The sequence below is a fragment of the Pseudomonas sp. GW821-FHT04D07 genome (assembly GCF_059420225.1).
On sequence record NZ_JBWKTH010000001.1, the window covers coordinates 571281 to 586345 of the forward strand.

General features: G+C 61.3%; 11 protein-coding genes. 10 read left to right on the forward strand and 1 reads right to left on the reverse strand.

Going from position 1 to position 15065, the window contains the following annotated elements; genetic code table 11:
• Window positions 1-5: 5 nt before the first annotated feature.
• The 6 genes from AC07T0_RS02720 to AC07T0_RS02745 all read left to right on the forward strand — a co-directional run bounded on the left by AC07T0_RS02720 (window position 6) and on the right by AC07T0_RS02745 (window position 6394).
• A complete protein-coding gene (locus AC07T0_RS02720) occupies window positions 6-869 on the forward strand; it encodes a PHP domain-containing protein (protein WP_494999735.1) in 864 nt (287 codons plus the stop codon).
• A 13-nt stretch (window positions 870-882) separates the two neighbouring features.
• The gene (locus AC07T0_RS02725) at window positions 883-1512 is read left to right on the forward strand and encodes an L-threonylcarbamoyladenylate synthase (RefSeq protein WP_494999736.1); all 630 of its coding nucleotides are present in this window, start codon (window positions 883-885) and stop codon (window positions 1510-1512) included.
• Window positions 1513-2331 (forward strand): segregation and condensation protein A, encoded by an 819-nt coding sequence (locus AC07T0_RS02730; RefSeq protein WP_494999737.1) that lies wholly within the window; start codon window positions 1513-1515, stop codon window positions 2329-2331.
• Between the two features lie 12 nt (window positions 2332-2343).
• Window positions 2344-3390, forward strand: coding sequence for an SMC-Scp complex subunit ScpB (gene scpB / locus AC07T0_RS02735; protein WP_494999738.1), 1047 nt, complete (start codon window positions 2344-2346; stop codon window positions 3388-3390).
• 125 nt (window positions 3391-3515) lie between these two features.
• Window positions 3516-4721, forward strand: a complete 1206-nt coding sequence (gene rluB / locus AC07T0_RS02740) for a 23S rRNA pseudouridine(2605) synthase RluB (protein ID WP_494999739.1) — start codon at window positions 3516-3518, stop codon at window positions 4719-4721.
• Window positions 4722-5044: 323 nt separating this feature from the next.
• Window positions 5045-6394 (forward strand): MFS transporter, encoded by a 1350-nt coding sequence (locus tag AC07T0_RS02745; protein ID WP_494999740.1) that lies wholly within the window; start codon window positions 5045-5047, stop codon window positions 6392-6394.
• Here the strand turns inward: AC07T0_RS02745 and AC07T0_RS02750 are convergent.
• Entirely contained in the window at window positions 6354-7385 is a 1032-nt protein-coding gene (locus AC07T0_RS02750; RefSeq protein ID WP_494999741.1) for a helix-turn-helix domain-containing protein, read from the reverse strand. The genes AC07T0_RS02745 and AC07T0_RS02750 overlap by 41 nt on opposite strands.
• A gap of 243 nt (window positions 7386-7628) precedes the next feature.
• Between AC07T0_RS02750 and AC07T0_RS02755 the strand changes: the two genes are divergently transcribed.
• From AC07T0_RS02755 to AC07T0_RS02770, 4 genes are all read left to right on the forward strand, one after another.
• A complete protein-coding gene (locus AC07T0_RS02755) occupies window positions 7629-10049 on the forward strand; it encodes an autotransporter outer membrane beta-barrel domain-containing protein (protein ID WP_494999742.1) in 2421 nt (806 codons plus the stop codon).
• Window positions 10050-10183: 134 nt separating this feature from the next.
• Window positions 10184-12280 (forward strand): tetratricopeptide repeat-containing sulfotransferase family protein, encoded by a 2097-nt coding sequence (locus AC07T0_RS02760; protein WP_494999743.1) that lies wholly within the window; start codon window positions 10184-10186, stop codon window positions 12278-12280.
• On the forward strand, window positions 12277-13131 hold the full coding sequence (locus AC07T0_RS02765) for an alpha/beta hydrolase family protein (RefSeq protein WP_494999744.1): 855 nt from the start codon (window positions 12277-12279) through the stop codon (window positions 13129-13131). Before AC07T0_RS02760 ends, AC07T0_RS02765 begins: the two co-directional genes overlap by 4 nt.
• A gap of 500 nt (window positions 13132-13631) precedes the next feature.
• Window positions 13632-15044 carry an amino acid permease gene (locus tag AC07T0_RS02770; RefSeq protein WP_494999745.1) on the forward strand — a complete coding sequence of 471 codons (1413 nt, stop codon included), beginning with the start codon at window positions 13632-13634 and terminating at the stop codon, window positions 15042-15044.
• Window positions 15045-15065 lie beyond the last annotated feature (21 nt).

The window sequence follows — 15065 nt, forward strand, 5'->3', positions numbered from 1 at the left end:
TTCCCGTGGAAATCGATCTGCACTGCCATAGCACGGCCTCCGACGGCGCCCTTGCGCCCGCGGTCCTGGTTGCCCGTGCGCACGAGAGAGGCGTGCGGGTCCTGGCCCTGACCGATCACGACACCCTCGAAGGCCTGGCCGAAGCCCGTACGACGGCGCAGGCGCTGGGCATGCGGCTGGTCAACGGCGTCGAGTTGTCCTGTACCTGGGGCGGCGCGACCATCCACGTGCTGGGCTACGGCTTCGACGTCAACGCACCGGCACTGGTCGAGGCCATCGCCCGCTTGCACGAGGGCCGCTGGCTGCGTTCCGAGGAAATCAGCCGCAAGCTGGCGCTCAAGGGCATGCCCGGCGCGCTGGAAGGCGCACGGGCGATCCAGCAGGCGCTGGGCGATAGTGGCAATGCCCCGGCGCGTCCGCACTTCGCCGATTTCCTGGTGCGCGAAGGTTTCGTCAAGGATCGCGCCGAAGCCTTTCGCAAGTGGCTGGGCGCGGGCAAGCTGGGGGATGTCAAGCTGCACTGGCCGACCCTGGAAGACACCGTCGGAACCCTGCGCGAGTCAGGCGCCTGGGTCAGCCTGGCCCATCCATGGCACTACGATTTCACCCGCAGCAAGCGCCGCAAGTTGATTGCGGACTATATTCAAGCAGGTGGCCACGCTATCGAGGTGGTCAATGGGCATCAACCCGCCGAGCAGGTAGGCAGTCTGGCGATCCTTGCCCGTGAGTTCGGGCTGCTGGTCAGTGCCGGCAGTGATTTCCATGGTCCTGGAGGCTGGTCCGAAATCGGTGAATACCGCCCGGTTCCTGAAGATCTGCCGCCACTCTGGTGTCGCTTCAAACATGAGCAACCTACTGCCGTCGTCTGAACAGGTAGAAAATGTGAGTCAATTTTTCCAGATTCATCCGGAAAACCCGCAGGCGCGCCTGATCAAACAGGCGGTGGAAATCATTCGCAAGGGTGGGGTGGTGATCTATCCCACCGATTCGTCCTATGCCATTGGTTGCCAGATCGGCGACAAGAATGCGGTCGAGCGGGTGCGCCGTTTGCGGCAGTTGGACGATAAGCACAACTTTGCGTTGATCTGCAGCGATCTCTCGCAACTGGGGCTGTTCGCCAAGGTCGATACCGGCCTGTTTCGCCTGCTCAAGGCCCATACGCCGGGGCCCTACACCTTTATCCTGAATGCCACCCGGGAAGTCCCGCGGCTGTTGCTGCACCCGAAAAAGCGCACCATCGGCCTGCGTATCCCCAGCCATCCGATTGCCCTGGCGCTGCTCGAAGAGCTGGGCGAGCCGCTGATGAGCGTCAGCCTGATCATGCCCGGCGAGACCGATCCGATGATCGATCCCTATGAGATCCGCCAGTTGCTCGAGCATCAGGTCGACCTGATAATCGACGGCGGTTTCGGCGGGATCAAGGCGTCGACCGTGATCAACCTGGCTGATGGTGAGCCGGAAGTGGTCCGTGTCGGCTGTGGCGATCCCGCGCCGTTCATGGTCGAGGCCTGAATGTCCGCCGTGGAAATCGTCGACAGCCAGGCCGATGCCCAGCAGGAATTGCCGTTCGCCCTGGTCTATGGCCAGGCGGTCACCGAGATGCCGCTGGACCTGTATATTCCGCCGGACGCCCTGGAAGTCTTCCTCGAAGCCTTCGAAGGCCCGCTGGACTTGCTGCTCTACCTGATCCGCAAGCAGAACATCGATATCCTCGACATCCCGGTGGCGGAAATCACCCGCCAGTACATGGGCTATGTCGAACTGATGAAGTCGGTGCGCCTGGAGCTGGCAGCCGAGTACCTGGTGATGGCGGCGATGCTGGCCGAGATCAAGTCGCGGATGCTGCTGCCGCGTTCGGCTGAAATCGAGGCGGAAGAGGACGACCCACGGGCCGAACTGATCCGTCGCCTGCAGGAGTATGAACGCTTCAAGAGCGCCGCCGAGGGCCTCGACACCTTGCCCCGGGTCGGCCGCGATGTGCTGGTGCCCAAGCTCGATGCCCCCGAGGCCCGGGCACGCAAGCTGTTGCCGGAGGTGAGCCTGGAAGAGGTGTTGATGTCCATGGCCGAAGTCCTGCGCCGTGGCGACCTGTTCGAAAGCCACCAGGTCAGTCGCGAGCAGCTGTCGACGCGCGAGCGCATGAGTGATGTGCTGGAGCGCCTCAAGGGCGGCGGCTTCGTGCCCTTTGTCGAGCTGTTTACCGCCGAGGAAGGACGGCTGGGGGTGGTGGTGACCTTTATGGCGATTCTTGAGCTGGTCAAGGAATCCCTGGTCGAACTGGTGCAGAATGAACCCTTTACGGCGATCCATGTGCGGGCGCGCGCTGAATAACGAGCACAATCCATGAACCTGAGTGAACCCCGCGAGCTTGCCCCGCTGCTTGAAGCCTTTCTGTTGGCCTCGGGAAAGCCGCAATCCCTGGAGCGGCTGTTCGAGCTGTTCGAGGAGGGCGAGCGACCCGAGCCGCCGGTCTTCAAGAAAGCCCTGACGATCCTTGCCAAATCCTGCGAAGGCCGGGCGTTCGAACTGCGCGAGGTAGCCTCCGGCTATCGCCTGCAGGTGCGCGAGAAATTCGCCCCCTGGGTCGGGCGGCTGTGGGAAGAGCGTCCGCAGCGTTATTCCCGGGCGATGCTCGAAACCCTGGCGCTGATTGCCTATCGTCAGCCGATTACCCGCGGTGAGATCGAAGATGTGCGTGGTGTGGCGGTCAACAGTCAGATCGTCAAGACCTTGTTGGAACGCGAGTGGATTCGGGTCGTTGGTTACCGCGAGGTGCCGGGCAAACCGGCGATGTTCGCCACCACCAAGGCGTTTCTCGATCACTTCAACCTGAAGAACCTCGATGACCTGCCGCCGCTGGCCGAATTGCGGGAGCTGGAGCCCGAGCCGATGCTCGATGTCGAGGACGCGCCGGTACCCGCGAGCCTGCAGGCCCTGGCCGATGCCAGTATTGATCCGGAGGGTGCCGAGGCGCCGAAGGAGGAGACCAGTTTCCATACCCTGTTGCTGGAGCTGGACTCCATGGAAGAAGGGATCAAGACGGACTTCGATGATTTGCTTCGCGATGGCGCGATGGTGCCAGCGGGCGAGTTGTTGCCTCGGCAACCTGGGCTTGAAGAGGTTGAGCCTGTGGAGCCCGGTGTGGCGGTTGAGGCCGACGAGGTAGTTGAGGCCGACGCAGCGCTGGAAGCAGAGGCGGAAATAGTCGAAGAGCCCGCAGCCCCCGAGGAGGCGGATCGCGTCGGCGCCCAGCAGGCCCGGGAACAGTTGCTCGCGGCGGTCGCGGCCCTGGACAAGGCCGCTGGCCGGCCGCAACTGACGGATGAAGAAGCCGAGGCCCTGGCCCTGGCCGAGGCGATCGAACAGGAACGCCGTCTGCTCGATGATTGATCCGGTGAGTGCATAATGGCCGACATCGGCGTATGATTCGCGCCCCCGCGGCGATCCCTTCGCCCAGGCAACAGATTCAATTTCTTCAGGCCAAGGCCTGAATCGACACACCGGGAGGTGCCCAGATGAGTGATATCAACCAGAAAGACGACCAGGAAATCGGCCCAGCAGGCGAAAAACTGCAGAAGGTCCTCGCCCGTATCGGCGTCGGCTCGCGCCGCGACGTGGAAGGCTGGATCAGCAAAGGCCGAATCAAGGTCAACGGCAAAGACGCCACCCTCGGCCAGCGCGTCGACATGCATGACGCCATCACCATCGATGGCAAGGTGATCAAGCGCGAAGAGGCGTCCGAATCGGTTCGCCGCGTGATCATGTACAACAAACCCGACGGCGAAATCTGCACCCGTGACGACCCGGAAGGCCGTCCGACCGTGTTCGACAAGCTGCCGCGTCCGAAAGAAGGCCGCTGGATCAATATCGGCCGCCTGGACATCAATACCACCGGCCTGCTGATGTTCACCACCGACGGTGAGCTGGCCAACCGCCTGATGCACCCGTCCTACGAAATGGACCGCGAGTACGCGGTACGTGTCCGTGGCGAAGTGGATGAAGAGATGATTGCCCGGCTCAAGGCCGGCGTGATGCTCGAAGACGGCCCGGCGAAGTTCACCGATATCCAGGAAGCACCTGGCGGTGAGGGTTTCAACCACTGGTACCACTGTGTGGTGATGGAAGGCCGTAACCGCGAAGTGCGTCGCCTGTGGGAATCCCAGGGCTTGGTGGTCAGCCGTCTGAAGCGCGTGCGTTTCGGTCCGGTGTTCCTCAATTCCGACCTGCCGATGGGCCGCTGGCGTGAAATGACCCAGTACGAGGTGGATGTCCTCAGTGCCGAGGTCGGCCTGACGCCGGTTGCCATGCCGCAGCTCAATGCCAAGAGCAAGGACAAGCTGGAACGTATGCAGCGCAAGTCCTCCCGTCCGGTGGGCAAGGGCGAGCGTGTGCGGACCCTGCGTCCGGCCGCTGGCGCACCTGCCGAACGCAGCGAGCGCGAGCCGCGGATCGAAGGCGAGCGTCCAGCACGCAAGCCGGCACCGCGTCAGGACGGCGAGCGCGCACCGCGTGCCCCGCGTCCGGCGAGTGGTCGTGGTGAGTCGACACGTGGTACGCCAGTGGCGGATCGCCCGGCGGACACCAAGCGTCCGGCCAAGCCGGCCCCCAAGTCCAGGCGCCCAAGCCTGGTGCTGGACAAGGACGCGCCGTCGGGCAAGCGCCGTGGCGCACCGGCCGGTTCCGGCCAGCGTCCGGGGTTCGGGCGGCGCAAGCCTGAGTAAAGCGCACGCCTGAAACGCCGCAACCTTTGTAGGCGCCGGCTTGCCGGCGATGGCGGCCGATCAGGCGATGCAAGACTCACGGGCCTTATCGCCAGCATGCCCGCAGCCCCATGACCAACCGAGGTCATGGGGCTTTGTTTTTTTGGCGGTGATGTCAATTTGACATTTATTTTCCGTCCGGGTATCCAGGCTGCATCGGTAGCTGATTCGCAAGGGAAGACCGGCATCACCCGGACAATCGCCATACACCCGCACGTATGTTCATGGCAAGGAGGCTGAAGTGAGCATTTTCTGATGTTCAATGCTGTCCAAGGGCAGGGAAAATGCAAAATTCCGCAGTCTCTCCACAGGCTCCAGCGTCATTGATTGAGTTGTCAGCACAGACCCGTGCGCACAACAAGCGCGTGGCCCTCGCCGCCGCTATCGGTAATGGCTTGGCGACTTATGATTTCACGGTCTACAGCTTTTCGGCTGTAGCCATCGGTAAGTTGTTTTTTCCTTCCGACAGCGCATTTGCATCGCTGTTGCTGTCATTGCTCACCTTCGGTGCCGGATTCGCGATGCGTCCGATCGGCGCGTTGTTCATGGGGCAACTGGCCGATCGCAAAGGGCGCAAGGCGGGCCTGACCTGCTCGATTGCGTTGATGACGCTGGGCACCGCGCTGATGGTATTTGCGCCGCCCTATAGCGTTATAGGGCCAGCGGCCACGCTACTGATCGTCGCCGCGCGGCTGCTGCAGGGGTTCGCGGTGGGTGGCGAGATTGGTGTTTCCTCGGTGGTGCTGATGGAGCTGACCGCGCGGAAGAATCGTTGTTATGGGGTCAGCTGGCGTGCGGCGAGCCAGGCTGCCGCCGCGCTGGCAGGGGCTCTGGTCGGTGCCTTTACCACGCTGCTGCTGAGCCCCGAGGCATTGTTCCAGTGGGGCTGGCGCATTCCGTTTGTTGTCGGGCTGTTGATCGGACCGGTCGGCTGGTACCTCCGTCGGCAAATGCCTGACGCGGCGATGAAAAAGCCCCGTCGCCCGGCTATGAAGACACTCCTGGTACGGTACTCGCGGCCGTTCTGGCTAGGCATCCTGTTGATGGCAACACCGACAGCGGGCATTTATATACTGGTGTTTTACATGCCCATCTATCTGGTCGGCACACTGCATATGCCGGCGACCGTCAGCCTGCTATCCGCCTGCTTGTCGAGTACCCTGGTTTTCATCGGCGTGCCACTGCTGGCCCGCATCGCCGACCGGCAGCGCCTGCGCAAGCCGATCCAGTATTTGACGATGATCAGCAGCATTGTGCTGGTTTACCCGGTTTTCCTGCTATTGACGACAGGGATTGGCGAGCCACTCTCATTGCTGCTCATCGGTGGCTATTCGCTGCTGTTGCTGTGTAGCAACGCCGCCACCACGGTGATGATGTTGGAAGCCTTTCCGCGTCATTATCGGGCGACTTCCATTTCGACGATCTACAGCCTGGGAACCCTGATTTTTGGCGGCTTTTGCCCCTTTATCGTGACCTGGATGATCGGCGTGACCGGCAATCCAATGGCGCCTGCCTGGTATCTGTTGGCGGTCATGTGTATCAGTCTGTTTGCACTGATCCTGTTTCCAGACAGCCTTCAACGATTACGTTCGATCAGGTCCGCGAACTATTGTGCAGACGCTGCGCCGCGATGAACCGCAGATCCTGGGGGGCCATTTCGTAGATCCGACGAAAGGCTCGGCTAAAGTCCGAAGCGCTTTTGAAACCCAGTCCATAAGCGATATCCAGCACCGGCAGGTTGGGGAATTTGACCAGCTCATCGGCCGCCTCGCGCAGCCGGCGATTGCGGATATAGGCGCCGAGTCCTCCCTCATGTTCGAACAGGCGATAGAGCGTAGGGCGGGGTAATTGCAAGGCTTTCAACACGCTTTCGGGGGATAGTGAGTCTCGATGGAGGTTGGCCTGAACATAACGTCGGGTTTTGTCGAACATGGCCGCGCGCACCGCGGCACGTGCATTGCCGCTGAGTTTGGTCTGTTTGCCAAGCGCGGCGAGCAGCAGTTGCACACTTACATTGAAGGTGCTGTCCGCTTCACGTGCACTTAGCCTGGGAAGGTTTCTGGAAAACGCCAGCACCTGCTCGATGAACAACTGCATCAAGGGCCCGCTGTTTTCAAACGCTCTGCCGTGGATGGCTTCCGCATGGGGGAAGACTGCATCCACAACCGGCCGGGGCACGACCAAGGTCAGCACCTGGCAAGCGCTACGTTGCATGCGTATCGGCTGATTCAGATCGATGGCAAAAATACTGGCGGTCGAATGCTTTCGACCGCATGACAGACCGCCCCTCCCAACGGAGTCGATCCCGCCCGTGGTGAATACCTGAAAGACATAATCGCGCTGGGTATCCGTGGAGATACGCGCCACTGACCGATCGAGCAGCAGGCTGTCGCTGAGGCAGTTGGTGAAGCGTGCAGGGCCGAAATCGTATCGATCGATGGCCCCCTGGAACGGCAGTTCGACTTGTGCCAATGAAGGCAGCACGTCGATGACATGACTGACCCGCTCCCGCCAGGCCAGCAACTGCCGAGGGACTGACTCACCACTGACATTGAAGTGATGGTGCTGGAGTTCGAGAGCAGGCAATGGACCACCATAAGGCTTTTTGATCGTGGTGCTATCCATCCAATCCTTTCCGCCAAGACCTCAATCGCCACACGTTAGCGCAACGCGGCTCTCAGGTTCAAAAAAAGTTCAAAAACTGAGACGCACGGTCAAGTGCTTCCGGTAACGCCTGGCAAAATGCCAGCAAAAAACCTAGAGCCTAAAAAGCTGCCAGTCAGGTCGTGATTCAGGAGGACGTGCGGTTCGCATGGTTGATCCCGAAAGTCGCAACGACCCGTTCCTTACAACCGGGGGAAACATCACATGCACTCGTTCAAACACTCACCCTTTCGCACACCTGGCCGCTTGACGGTCCTGGCCATCGCCATTGGGTCGGCATTGGCCGCGGGCCAGGTCAGTGCCGTTGTTCCTTCGGATGGTATTAACAACAGCAGTACGATCCCTACACTGGACAACCCGGTGGGGACCACCCTCCATGGCAACAGTAACGGGGTTCTCAACTCTGGCAGCATCGGGACGCTGAGCAACAGCGGCACTATCTCTGGCGGCAGTGTTGGCATTAACAACACCGGTACCATCACCTCGCTGAACAATAACACTGGCGGCACTATCTCAGCCGGCAGCACTGTTATTCGCAACTCCGGCAGCATCGGGACGCTCAGCAACCGCGGCACCATTGTCGCTGGTAGCTCCTCTGCCATTGGCAACACCCCTAGCGGCAGAATCGGGACACTGAGCAACAGCGGCAGTATCTCCAGTGGCTACAATGGTATTGGTAACTACGGTACCATCACCTCGCTGAACAATGAGACTGGCGGTAGTATCTCTGGTGGCAACGTTGGTATTTACAACTCCGGCAGCATCGGGACACTGAATAACAGCGGCACCATCACGGGTAATCAATTCGCCCTTTACAACATTTCAACCGGGACCCTGGGCACTATTACCAACTCCGGGACCATCGCCGGCGCGATCCGCAATGACGCCACACAGAGCCTGACGATCAATGGCGGTACAGGCTCGGTGTTCGGCATCCTGACCGGCGCCGGCGTCGGGGGGGTGAGCGCCAGCAACATTGGTCAGATCACCAGTAGTTTCTCGAACCTGGTATTCGGCTCTGGCAACCTGTTGCTCAATGACAACATCAACGTTGCGGGTGACCCTACCCATACGGTGTCTAACCTGGCGGCCACGCTGCAGGTCAATAACACTATCCTTATCAACGGCAACTACACCCAGGGCAGCGACGCCAGCCTGATCTTCGGCGTGGCCAACAATGCCGTGACCACCGGTAATGTCGCGACCGACAGCGGCTACGGGCGCCTGGTGGTGTCCGGCAGCGCGAACGTCGCTTCGGGTTCCACGATCGGCCTGAAGACGCTGGGCAGCTATGGTTTTGCCCAAGGCCAACGCTACGTGGTGATTCAAGCCAATTCCACGGGGACGAACTACAACGCCGACAGCCTGCACTACACGGTTGCGGGTTTTAACGCAGCAGGCACCAGTGTGGCCGATGGTGCCAATGCCGACTTGTTGGTGACGTTGGGGACGGCTTCTTCAGGGTCCACGCCGATCAATCAGGCCTCCAGCGCCAACAGCAACGCCCCCCTGACCGGGCTGTTCAATTACAGCGGTGTCGATGCCGGTCTGATGAACCTGTTCAACGCCGCCGCGGCCCTCGACTCTTCGGCCGCCGGCAACCACGCCGGGGCCCAGTTGAGCCCGACCGCGAACAGCAGCGCCGCCACCCAGGCGTCCACCGCCTCCACCGTGCAAGTCCTCAATGTCGCCGCGGCGCACCTCGATGGGTTGCGCACCGCACAGAACGACAGCGCCGGCAGCGGTGTGGCCACCGGTGAAAGCGCCCGCAACACCGGGCTCTGGGGTCAGGCCTTCGGTGGCAGTTCGCGCCTGGGCGAGCGCGACGATATTGCCGGCTACCACGCCCGCTACAGCGGCTTCCTGCTGGGCGCCGATGCCGCGCTCAACGACAGCTGGCGCGCCGGCGGCCTGTTCAGCTACACCAAGACCACGGTGAACAACGACGGCGACAACAGCGGCAGTTCCGCCGACGTGAAGTCCTACGGCCTGTTCGGTTATGCCAGCTACCAGGGCCAGCCGTGGTACCTGGACCTGTCGCTGGGTGCCATCCAGCATCAGTACGATACCCAGCGTGAAATCAGCTTCAGCGGTTTCAATGGCGCGGCTAAAGGCCAACACGATGGCATGCAGTACATTGCCTCGGCACAAGCCGGCTACCCGATCGACCTCGGCGCCTCGATGGCCAACGTCATCCTGACACCGATTGCCGGCTTGACCTACAGCACCTTGCGCCAGGACAGCTACACCGAAAGCGGCGGCAATGGCGCGGCGCTGCACCTGGACGCCAGCAATTCCAACTCGCTGAAAAGCGACCTCGGCGCCAAGCTGGAACGTTCCTTCGCCACGTCCTACGGCAGCGTAGTGCCTTCGGCGCAACTGACCTGGCGGCATGAGTACCACGACAACGGCCTGCAATCGGTCGCCAACTACGCCGCCGATACCTCGGGCGCCACCAGCTTCACCAGCGCGGGGGCGAAACCGGTCGCCGACACCGGGGTGTTGGCACTGGGCGTGACCCTGCTGCGCAGCGAAAACCTCAGCCTGTCGGCGAAGTACACCCTGGAGGCGGCGAGTGGTTACACCGCCAATACCGGTGATGTGCAGGTGCGCTGGACCTTCTGATCCGTTAAATTGTGCTGATCGGATAACGCCCATTGTTCAGTGATGAACAATGGGCGTTTATCTTTCGGTCGGCAGCGGATAGGAACCAAAACCCGTTGCACAACAGTTTCCACTCTCTATTTATAAGGTTCCGTATGAGCGGTACACCGACAGACTCCGGTACCCCACAACTGACGTTTGCCGAAGCCATGACGTTGGCCCATCAACACTGGAACGCGGGTCAGGCACAGCAGGCCGAGCAACTGTGTCAGCGCATCGTGGCGAAATGGCCACAATCGAGCGATGCCCTGCATTTGCTCGGGCTGATTGCTCACGCCACGGGGCGGCCGCAGTTGGCCATCAGCTACCTGCGCCAGGCCTGCCTGATACAGAGCGCACCCGCGGTCTACTTCAGTAACCTGGCCGAAATGTGCCGACAACAAGGCCTGCTGGTCGAGGCCGAACAGGCCGGTCGCCAGGCCGTTGCGCTGGATCCCGCGCTGGTGGATGCCTGGAGCAACCTGGGGATCATCCTGCAGGAAAGCGGCAAGCTGAACGACAGCCTCGAATGTTTGACACGCGTCGTGACCCTGCGCCCCGAGGCGCCACAAGCCCACAACAATCTGGCCAATACCTATCGCCGCCTGGATCGACCGGACCGTGCCGAGTGGCATTACAAACAGGCGTTGACCCTCGACCCGAATTACGCCGAGGTATACAGCAACCTGTCTTTCTTGCTGAGTTCACAAGGGCATTTCGACGATGCGGTGGCGGCCGGACGACGGGCCATCGAACTCAACCCCCGGCTGATCGATGCGTACCTGAATATCGCCGAAGCCGAAACGCAGCGCTTGCACCACGGCGATGCGTTGCACTGGTTGAATACCCTGCACAGCTTCGCCCCCCAGCATGTCGGCGGTCTTACCGCGCGCGCCGAGGTCTTGAAAAAGGGCGGACTCCTCGACGAGGCCCTGAACTGCGCCCGGCAAGCGCTGGCATTGGCGCCCAACGACGCCAGTGTCCACAACGCCATGGGCAATGCGCTACAGGCCGTCGGTCTGCACGATCAGGCCCTGGCGCATTTCGACCAGGCGGCGTCATTACCCGGCTCGGTGACCGAAGAAGCACTGATTGCGCGGGCCGTACTGCTCCTGGAAGTGGGTCGCAAGGAAGAGGCCGCGGTGGCCTTTGAACAGGTATTGAGGGCCTTTCCGGGGTCGATCCGGGCGCTGACCGGTCGCTCGGACAGCAAAACCTTCAAGGCCGACGATGCCGATATCGCGCTCATGGAGGCCGGGCTGGTGCGCGGGGAGGGCCTGTCACTGGCCGATAAGCTGGGGGCCCACTTCGCCCTGAGCAAGGCGTATCTCGACACGGGTGATTCCGTGCAAGCCTTCCATCATCTGGATCAGGCAAACCGACTCAAGCGTTCTACCTTCAGCTTTGACTCCCACGCCACGCAGCAGTGGATGCAGCGCATCGCCGAGGTCTTCAGCCAGTCTTTTCAGACTGCGCACCAAGGGCAGGGCGTGGCATCGTCGCTGCCAGTCTTCATCGTCGGCATGCCGCGCTCCGGCACCACCCTGGTCGAGCAGATCCTGGCCTCCCATCCGCAAGTGCAAGGCGCGGGCGAGCTCTCGTCGTTACGCCTGGCGGTGGAAAACCAGGGGGCTTTCCCGCAAAGCCTGCTCAACTGCTCAGCGCAGGACCTGGCCAGGATCGGTCATGACTATCTTCAGCGTATCAAGCCCCTGGCCGACGGTCGGGATCGCCTGGTCGACAAGATGCCGGCCAACTTTATCTATGCCGGCCTGATTCCGTTGATCCTGCCCGGCGCACGGATCATTCACTGTCGTCGCGACCCGGTTGATACCTGCCTGTCCTGTTACAGCAAGCAATTCAGCGGTGAGCAGCTGTTCAGCTACGACCAGAGCGAATTGGGGCATTTCTATCGTGACTACCAAGCCCTGATGGCTCACTGGCGCCAATGGCTACCCGCTGAATCCTTTATTGAAGTGGACTACGAAGCGGTGGTTGACGATCTGGAAGGACAGGCGAAGCGCTTGATCGACTTCATTGACCTGCCCTGGGACGAGGCCTGCCTGGATTTCCACAAGACCCAACGTGTGGTGCGTACCGCGAGCGTCAATCAGGTGCGCCAGCCCCTCTACAAAACCTCGAAAGGTCGCTGGCGCGCGCATGCCGAACAACTTGGGCCGCTGCTGGCGGCGCTGGGAATGACTGCGTCATGAGGGATTCAAGTGCGCGCTGGCCGCGGTCGGCCGTGTTTGTCAGTGTGTGCCTGATGGCGGCAATGCTCGCAGGCTGCGCCGATCCGAACCGGCATGCCGACGCCATGGCGCAGAGCGGTCACTTGCAGCATGGAGAGTTCAAGGCCGAGGGGTTCTTGCTGACCAGTTTCTTCCGGATAACCCGACCTGACTTGCCTCTGAGCGTGTATATCGAGGGCGACGGCATGGCCTGGCGCTCGCGTACCGTCCCGTCGGAAAATCCGACACCGCATCAGGCCGAGGGCCTGGCGTTGGCGGCGGCGGACCCGGCGGCCAACGTCGTGTACCTGGCACGCCCCTGTCAATTCACGCCGCTGGCGCTCAACCCGCGCTGTGATAAAGCCTACTGGACCCGAAAGCGCTTTGCCGAGGAAGTGGTCGTGGCCATGAACCAGGCCGTGACGCACTATGCCGCCCAAGTACCGGGGCAGCGTATCCAGCTGATTGGTTACTCCGGTGGTGGTGCCCTGGCGGTATTGATTGCGGCCAGGCGTAGCGATGTCGCCTCGTTGCGTACCGTGGCCGGCAACCTTGATCATGCCGAAGTCAATCGCCTGCATCACGTGTCGGCGATGCCGGAGTCGCTCAATGCCATCGACGTTGCGCGCCAGGTCGCGTCTATCCCGCAGCTACATTTCAGCGGTGCCGATGACAGCGTCGTTCCCGATGTGATCGCGCAACGTTTTGTCAGCGCCACGGCCGGTGTCTGCGCGCAGCGCCAAATCGTGCCGGGAATGAGCCATGAAAGTGATTGGGCCAGGCTCTGGCCGACACTGCTCAAAACCCCGCTCCCATGTGCCACGACCCCTTAGGTCTACCGGCTGATGGTCGAGTCCTTCCAGGGCTGGGTGGCGGGCGAGTTCACCTGCCAAAGCCCGAGCTAAACAGGCCGTCTGTCCATTTTCGAACAGGGCTGCGCACGGCTTTATTGGCAAGAAAACGTGACAGTTTGTCAGGAAAATCTGACGACCTGGACAGCAAAGGCGCCTATAAACACCAGGTTTGCGCTGGCGTAAGGAATAGTTGCCGAGAGGCTCTATAGGATTTTTCTTTGTCGCGAAAACGCCCCTTGTCCTCCCGCGCCAGGGACGGTGAGATGCGCGGATGCCTGCCAGTGGCGGTCTGGCGGTGTACAATGCGCGGCGTTTTACCTGTGACTCAACTGCGTACCCGCGCATTTTTGTGGCTTTCGACGGTGGCCTTGCGATGCCCCGAAGGCCCATGCACTCAAGGCTACCCGCCTTGTTCACTCCATCGCGTCACAAGCGCGATGGGTTCGATTTCGTCACAGATAAAAACAAACAGGTGACGCATGACCCCTGATACACCCCTTGCTTCGGGCGAGCTTAAACGCGGCCTGAAAAATCGTCATATCCAATTGATCGCCCTCGGTGGCGCCATCGGTACCGGCCTGTTTCTGGGCTCGGCCGGGGTGCTGAAATCCGCCGGTCCGTCGATGATCCTCGGCTACGCCATCTGCGGTTTTATCGCCTTCATGATCATGCGCCAGTTGGGCGAAATGATCGTCGAGGAACCGGTTGCCGGCTCGTTCAGCCACTTTGCCCACAAGTACTGGGGCGGTTTCGCCGGCTTTCTGTCGGGCTGGAACTGCTGGATCCTCTACATCCTGGTGGGCATGTCGGAGCTGACCGCGGTCGGCAAGTACATTCACTACTGGTGGCCCGATGTGCCGACCTGGGTCTCGGCGGCGGCGTTCTTCGTCTTGATCAATGTAATCAACCTGGCCAACGTCAAGGTCTTCGGCGAGGCGGAATTCTGGTTCGCGATTATCAAGGTGGTGGCAATCGTCGGCATGATTGCCCTGGGCAGCTACCTGCTGGTCAGCGGCCACGGCGGTCCGCAGGCCTCGGTCAGCAACCTGTGGGAACACGGCGGGTTCTTCCCCAATGGCGTCAGTGGCCTGGTGATGGCCATGGCGATCATCATGTTTTCCTTCGGTGGCCTGGAAATGCTCGGTTTTACCGCCGCTGAAGCTGACAAGCCGAAAACCGTGATTCCCAAGGCGATCAACCAGGTGATCTACCGGATCCTGATTTTCTACATCGGCGCCCTGGTGATCCTGTTGTCGCTGACCCCTTGGGACAGCCTGCTGAGCACGCTCAACGCCTCGGGCGACGCCTACAGCGGCAGCCCGTTCGTCCAGGTGTTCTCGATGCTCGGTAGCAACACCGCGGCGCATATCCTCAACTTCGTGGTGCTGACGGCGGCGCTGTCGGTGTACAACAGCGGCACCTACTGCAACAGCCGCATGCTGCTGGGCATGGCCGAGCAGGGCGATGCGCCGAAGGCGCTGGCCAAGATCGACAAACGCGGCGTGCCGGTGCGCTCGATCCTGGCGTCGGCGTTGGTGACCTTTATCGCGGTGCTGATGAACTACCTGATGCCGCAACAGGCCCTGGAATTGCTGATGTCCCTGGTGGTGGCGACCCTGGTGATCAACTGGGCGATGATCAGCTACTCGCACTTCAAGTTCCGCCAGCACATGGATCGGACCCAACAGCGCCCGCTGTTCAAGGCCCTGTGGTACCCCTATGGCAACTATGTGTGCCTGGCGTTCGTGGTGTTCATCCTTGGCGTCATGCTGCTGATTCCGGGCATCCAGGTCTCGGTGTACGCGATTCCGGTTTGGGTGGCGTTCATGTGGGTCTGCTACGGCATCAAGAATCGGCGCAGTACCCAGCAGGCGCTGCTGGCGGTGAAGTAGGTTTCATATCCGTTGCAAGAA

What these genes read in the sequence shown, in the direction of transcription:
- AC07T0_RS02750 (WP_494999741.1), bottom strand. Translation starts at nt 7,385, where the DNA reads ATGGATAGCACCACGATCAAAAAGCCTTATGGTGGTCCATTGCCTGCT.
- AC07T0_RS02755 (WP_494999742.1), top strand. Translation starts at nt 7,629, where the DNA reads ATGCACTCGTTCAAACACTCACCCTTTCGCACACCTGGCCGCTTGACG.
- AC07T0_RS02765 (WP_494999744.1), top strand. Translation starts at nt 12,277, where the DNA reads ATGAGGGATTCAAGTGCGCGCTGGCCGCGGTCGGCCGTGTTTGTCAGT.
- AC07T0_RS02760 (WP_494999743.1), top strand. Translation starts at nt 10,184, where the DNA reads ATGAGCGGTACACCGACAGACTCCGGTACCCCACAACTGACGTTTGCC.
- AC07T0_RS02745 (WP_494999740.1), top strand. Translation starts at nt 5,045, where the DNA reads ATGCAAAATTCCGCAGTCTCTCCACAGGCTCCAGCGTCATTGATTGAG.
- AC07T0_RS02770 (WP_494999745.1), top strand. Translation starts at nt 13,632, where the DNA reads ATGACCCCTGATACACCCCTTGCTTCGGGCGAGCTTAAACGCGGCCTG.
- scpB (WP_494999738.1), top strand. Translation starts at nt 2,344, where the DNA reads ATGAACCTGAGTGAACCCCGCGAGCTTGCCCCGCTGCTTGAAGCCTTT.
- rluB (WP_494999739.1), top strand. Translation starts at nt 3,516, where the DNA reads ATGAGTGATATCAACCAGAAAGACGACCAGGAAATCGGCCCAGCAGGC.
- AC07T0_RS02730 (WP_494999737.1), top strand. Translation starts at nt 1,513, where the DNA reads ATGTCCGCCGTGGAAATCGTCGACAGCCAGGCCGATGCCCAGCAGGAA.